We start from the raw sequence: 5,996 nt of genomic DNA on the forward strand, positions 1-5,996 counted from the left end.
GTCGGCGCCATGGCGCTCGGAACCGAGACCATCGGACGCGTCGACATGCTTGTCGGTCCCGGCAACGCCTTCGTTGCTGAAGCCAAGCGCCAGCTCTACGGCCGCATCGGCATCGATCTGTTCGCCGGCCCGACCGAGACGCTGGTGATCGCTGACGACAGCGTCGACGGGGAGATTTGCGCGACCGACCTGCTTGGCCAGGCCGAACATGGTCCCACAAGCCCGGCGGTGCTTCTGACCAATTCGCTAAAGCTGGCGCGCGACACCATGGCGGAGATCGAACGTCAGTTGAAAATCCTGCCGACGGCCGAAATCGCTGCCAGGGCATGGGCCGACTACGGCGAGGTGATCGTATGCGATTCCTACGAGGAAATGGTTGTGGAAGCCGACCGGATCGCCTCCGAGCACGTGCAGGTGATGACGCGCGATCCCGACTACTTTCTCGACAACATGCGCAATTACGGCGCACTGTTCCTGGGTCCACGCACCAACGTTGCCTATGGCGACAAGGTCATCGGCACCAATCATACGCTGCCGACCAAGAAGGCGGCCCGCTACACCGGCGGTTTGTGGGTTGGCAAGTTCATCAAGACCTGCACCTATCAGCGCGTCCTGACCGACGAAGCGAGCGCTATGATCGGCGAGTACTGTTCGCGCCTGTGCGTCCTGGAAGGATTCTACGGACATGCCGAGCAGGCCAACATCCGGGTTCGCCGCTACGGAGGTCGCAACGAGGCCTAAGGCTGCGCGCCAACGGAGTTTTCATGTCGGTCATCGCCCGTAACAAAAGCAGCAAGCCACGCCTGACCGTAAAGGATCTGGCGCGCGACCTCGGCATGTCTGTCGCGACCGTGTCCAGGGCCTTTCACGCCGACGCCGTGATCGCCAAGGAAACGCGGGACGTGGTGCTGAACCGGGCGCGGGAGATCGGCTATTCGCCGAATCCCTTCGCTCGCAGCCTCATCACCAAGAAGACGCGCATCGTCGGCGTGGTCGTCGCCGACATCACGAACCCGTTCTATCCGGAAGTGCTGACCCGGCTCACCACCGAACTGCGCGCCATCGACATGAATGTGATGCTGGTCGCTGCCGACCAGTCTGGTGAGGTCGACCAGGCACTGCGCCTTCTCCTCAACTACCAGCCCGACCTCGCCATCATCCTCGCGGCGACCTTGTCTTCGGAAGCCGCGCAGGAGTGCCGCAAGGCCGGCACGCCGGTGATTTTCTTCAACCGACTGTCGGCCGACGACCACGCTTTCGGCATCTCCTGCGATAACATCCTTGGCGGTCGCCGCATTGCCGACTATCTGGCCGATACGGGCCACCGGCGCCTGGCCTACATCGCCGCACTGGCGGATGCCTCGACCAATGTCGCCCGTCACCGCGGCTTTAGCGAACGCGCGGTCGAGCGCGGCCTTGCAGAGCCTGCCGTCATCGATGCGGGGCAATTCAGCTATCACGCTGGCTATCAGGCCGCCCACAAGCTGCATGATCTCGAAAAGATGCCCGACGGCGTGTTCTGCGCCAACGACATTCTCGCCATCGGCTTCCTCGACGGTGTGCGGGAACTGGGGCTTAGCGTGCCGGACGACATCTCGATCGTCGGCTTCGACGATATCGAAATGGCGCACTGGCCCTCGCACGGTCTGACGACCGTCAAGCAGCCCATCGAAAAGATGCTGGAGGCGACGGTCTCGCTGGCCAAGGAATTGGGCACGAATGCTGGCCGGGAGCCGGTCGTGCAGATGATTGCGCCCGGCCCCGTGATCGAGCGGGCGACGACACGCAGGAGGGACCATGACTGATCCATCCGCGAAGCGATTCTTCGAACGCGCGCTCTCCGTTCACCGCTATGACTGCGAGCTGGTTGCAGCGCCGCAGCCGTCGTCCGCTGAAAGTGGGGAATCCCAGCCGCTCATCGATCAGGATGGGGCGACCGACGAGGCTGTCGTCCGCTATGTCGTTGCCACCCGTCCCATCTATGACGGTCTGCGCCGACTGATCGGGCAGGTCGCGGGCTTGCTGGTTCTGGCCGAAGCTGGCGGTCGCCGCGATGTGCTCGACCTGCCGGATATCCCGGCGGCCTGTGAACAATGGGCCGAGGTCAAGCGGCGACTGGGCGCCTTGCAGCCGCCGCGCGGTCTGGAGGCCCATCGCGTGCGCTTGGAGTCTGCGCACGCGACGCTCGGCGAAGTGCTTGACGAATTCGGCCTGGCTCGGCTGTGGCGCGACTGGCAGCAGCATCTCGACCGCGCAGCGGAGAGAATCAAGCACGCCTATGCCTGGCTGCAGGCGGCGTCGGAGCCTCGAGCCGGCATGACGCCGATCGATTTCAATCATGCCTGCTGCAGTTGTGCACAGCGCTGGCGAAAACAGGGAGGAAACGATGGGTCAGTATTCGATCTGGGTGCTTGAGTACAGCTACGTCACCAACTACCACAGGAGCGGCGTGCTCTACGGCGCCCACAATCAGGGTCACGTCAAGCTTCCCTACTGCTATGCGCTGATTAAGGGCAACGGCCACGTCGCCATGGTCGATGTTGGCTACAATAACAAGGACTACGGCAAGCATCTCGGCGACAAGTTCGGCGTCGAAAACTGGCACTCGCCCGAGGCCGTCCTCGGCGAGATCGGCCTGTCGCCGATAGACGTCGACACGGTCTTCGTCACGCACGCCCACTTCGACCATTTCGGCAATGTCGAGGACTTCCCTAAAGCGACTTTCTACATCCAGGAGCGGGAAATCGCGAAATGGGTCTGGGCGATGTCGCTGCCGGACCGCATGCGCTGGATGAACGTCGCCGTCGACCCTGGCGATATCGTGCGCGGTGTCGATCTTGCCCGCCAGAAGCGGCTGGTGACGATTGATGGGGCAAAGCAGGACGTGCTCCCGAATGTCGATCTCAATCCCGCCTTCGATAGCCACACCTACGGTTCGATGTGGGTCACCATACGCAACGGCAAGGAAGATACCTGGGTACTGGCAGGCGATCTGGTCTATGTCTTCGACAATATCGAGGGCTCGGGAGCTGCCGTCGATATCGAGACGCTCTACGTTCCGGTGGGGTTAGCGGTCGGCAGCCAGACAAATCTCGTGCTGGCCACCGAGGAGATGATGAAGCAGGTGAATTACGAGGCGCGGCGCGTCATTCCCATCCACGAAGAGCGGCTGAAGGACCGTTTCCCGTCGCGCATCACCAAGGATGGCCTGCGCATCACTGAAATCTGCCTGGCGGACGGCGAGAAATCGTGGGTGCAGTAGTGGACGCAATCCGCAAGGTCGCCATTATCGGGGCAGGGCTCGTCGGCCGCGGCTGGGCGATCGTTTTCGCCCGGGCGGGACATCAGGTGACCATCTACGATGGTAGCGACGACATCCGCGCGAAGGTGATTGACAGGATCCGCGCCAGTCTTGCCGACATGAAAGAAGCTGGGCTGATCGACGCAATCGATCCAGTCATCCGGCGGTTGAGCGTTGTCGACACCCTGGAGGAGGCGGTCGCCGATGCCGACTATATCCAGGAGTCGGTGCTCGAACGGCGCGATGTCAAGGAGGCCGTCTGCCTCGAAATCGATCGGGTCATGCGGCCCGACGCCGTCGTTGGCAGTTCAAGCTCAGGTATACCTGCCTCGGCGTTTACGGCACCATGTGCAAACCGCGCACACTTCCTCGTGGTGCATCCGGTAAATCCGCCACATCTGGTCCCGTTGGTCGAATTGGTTCCGGCGCCATGGACGGACGCAAACATCGTTCCATGGCTTCGGGCACAAATGGAAGCCGTGGGTCAGGCGGCCATCGTCGTGCGCAAGGAGGTCGAAGGCTTTGTGCTGAACAGGCTTCAGGGCGCGTTGCTCAACGAAGCCTGGGCATTGCTTGAGGAAGGCGTCGCAAGTGCCGCCGACATCGATCTGACCGTGTCGCACGGGCTTGGCTACCGCTGGTCCTTCATGGGGCCGTTCGAGACGATCGACCTCAACGCGCCAGGTGGGATTGCCGATTATGCACGGCGTCTGGGGCCGCTCTACCACGCGATCGCGCTGGAAAGGCGCGATCCGGCGCCTTGGTCCGAAGCGCTCGTCAGCAAAGCCGAGGCCGCGCGCCGCGAAAAGCTGCCGGCCTCCCGCCTCGGTGAGCGCAGCGCCTGGCGCGACCGCAAGCTCATGGCTCTCGTCGCCCACAAGCGACGCACCAGCGTCTGACAGGGAGAGGGCCATGGCGGCAATGCTGCAAGACAAGGTCGCCCTGGTGACCGGTGCGACCGGTGGTATCGGCGGGCAGATTGTATCGAGGCTCGCACACGAAGGGGCGTCGGTCGTCGTCGGCTACAACCATTCGCGCCAGGCGGCGGAGGCACTGGTCTCCTCGCTTGCGCCCCGTGACCACCTCGTCGCCAAGGCGAGCGTAACCGAGAGCGACTGCCTTGCGCGACTGGCCGGCCAGATCGAGAAGAGGTTTGGCCGGCTGGATATCCTGGTCAATTGCGCCGGCATAACCCGGTTCGTGCAGCATTCGGACCTCGATGGTCTGGACGACGCATTGATCGACCGCATCCTCAGCGTCAACGTGCGCGGTGTCATCGCCGCTACGCGGGCAATGCGACCGCTGCTCGACCGCGCCGCCAGCGGCGTCATCGTCAACATCTCGTCGATTGCGGGCGTAACGGCCATGGGCAGCAACATCGCCTACTGCGCCTCCAAGGCAGCTGTCGACAACCTAACCAAGTCGCTGGCGCGCGCCCTGGCACCGAAAATCAGGGTCGTGTCGGTGTCGCCGGGCGTCGTCGACACCGATTTTATCAAGGGCCGCGACGAGTCCTGGCGAGATGAACAGGTGAACCGGACGCCGCTCGGGCGATTGGGCACCCCCGACGATGTTGCCGAGGCAGTTCTGGCGGTCGCGACCCACCTTCGCTTCGCGACAGGCGTTATCATTCCAGTCGACGGCGGGCGGCCCCTCGCGTGATTCTGTCTTGAACGTCCGCACAGCGCTTGTGGAGACCTGAATGACCGCAACTATAGCCATTACCGTCGGCGATCCGGCCGGTGTCGGACCCGAGATCGCGCTCAAGGCCGCCCGGCATTTCGCGCCACAGCTCGAGACCGGTGTGTTTCGGCTCCGGTTGGTAGGATCGCTGGCGGCGCTTGACGAGACAGCCCGGTCGCTGGTCTTGCCTTTGCGCGCCCTCACGACAGCGGATGAGCCGCTCGGTATCTGGCCGATCGAGGGTTCGGCCGTCGCGATCGGGCAGGTGTCTGCGGAAGCAGGCAGGCAGGCCTACGAAGCCGTGGCCGAGGGTGTGCGGCGTACGATGGCCGGCGAGGCTTCGGCAATCGTCACCGCGCCGCTCAACAAGGAATCGCTTCATCTTGCCGGTCATCGGTTCCCCGGTCACACCGAGTTGCTGGCGGCGCTGACCGGTGCGCGAGACAGCGCAATGATGCTCGCGCACGGTTCTTTCCGCGTCAGCCACGTCACGACCCACATCCCGCTGGAAGATGTGCCGGAGAGGGCGACGGAGCCACGCATGCGCCGGGTTCTCGATCTTACGATCGAAGCCTTGGGGCATGTGGGGATAGCGGCCCCCCGCGTCGCGATTGCGGCGCTCAATCCGCACGCTGGCGAAGGCGGCATTTTCGGAACCCACGACATCCGCATCACCCAGCCGATCATCGCCGACTACAGGGCACGCGGCCACGACGTCCATGGCCCCGTCCCCGGCGACACTGTCTTCGTGAAAATGCGCGGCGGTGCCTATGACGCGGTCGTGGCCATGTATCACGACCAAGGCCATATTCCGGTGAAGCTGCTTGGCTTCCAGATCGACCCGCAGACCGGTGAATGGCTTGGCCTGAGCGGAGTCAACATCACGCTCGGCCTACCGATCGTGCGGACCTCTGTCGACCACGGTACCGCCTTCGACATAGCCGGCCGCGGCATCGCCCGAGAGACCAGCCTCATAGAGGCCATCGACTACGCACTGCTTTTGACCGGAGAG

General features: G+C 63.5%; 7 protein-coding genes. All 7 read left to right on the top strand.

Going from position 1 to position 5,996, the window contains the following annotated elements; all coding sequences use genetic code 11:
* Positions 1 to 741 (top strand): histidinol dehydrogenase (gene hisD / locus EN925_RS19355; RefSeq protein ID WP_128336818.1); only part of this gene is annotated, 741 nt, incomplete at its 5' end.
* A 23-nt stretch (positions 742 to 764) separates the two neighbouring features.
* Entirely contained in the window at positions 765 to 1,805 is a 1,041-nt protein-coding gene (locus tag EN925_RS19360; protein WP_064994844.1) for a LacI family DNA-binding transcriptional regulator, read from the top strand.
* A complete protein-coding gene (locus tag EN925_RS19365; protein ID WP_127369320.1) occupies positions 1,798 to 2,415 on the top strand; it encodes a hypothetical protein in 618 nt (205 codons plus the stop codon). The genes EN925_RS19360 and EN925_RS19365 overlap by 8 nt, the downstream gene beginning before the upstream one ends.
* Complete coding sequence (locus EN925_RS19370; protein WP_127369321.1) at positions 2,387 to 3,262, top strand: N-acyl homoserine lactonase family protein; 876 nt, start codon at positions 2,387 to 2,389, stop codon at positions 3,260 to 3,262. The genes EN925_RS19365 and EN925_RS19370 overlap by 29 nt, the downstream gene beginning before the upstream one ends.
* The gene (locus EN925_RS19375; RefSeq protein WP_245465092.1) at positions 3,250 to 4,200 is read left to right on the top strand and encodes a 3-hydroxyacyl-CoA dehydrogenase; all 951 of its coding nucleotides are present in this window, start codon (positions 3,250 to 3,252) and stop codon (positions 4,198 to 4,200) included. Before EN925_RS19370 ends, EN925_RS19375 begins: the two co-directional genes overlap by 13 nt.
* A gap of 13 nt (positions 4,201 to 4,213) precedes the next feature.
* Positions 4,214 to 4,963, top strand: a complete 750-nt coding sequence (locus EN925_RS19380; protein WP_084016082.1) for an SDR family oxidoreductase — start codon at positions 4,214 to 4,216, stop codon at positions 4,961 to 4,963.
* A 40-nt stretch (positions 4,964 to 5,003) separates the two neighbouring features.
* A partial coding sequence (gene pdxA, locus EN925_RS19385; protein WP_128336820.1) for a 4-hydroxythreonine-4-phosphate dehydrogenase PdxA occupies positions 5,004 to 5,996 on the top strand: 993 nt, incomplete at its 3' end.

Source organism: Mesorhizobium sp. M7A.F.Ca.US.006.04.2.1, from assembly GCF_004022915.1.
GTDB classification, from domain to species: Bacteria; Pseudomonadota; Alphaproteobacteria; order Rhizobiales; family Rhizobiaceae; genus Mesorhizobium; species Mesorhizobium ciceri.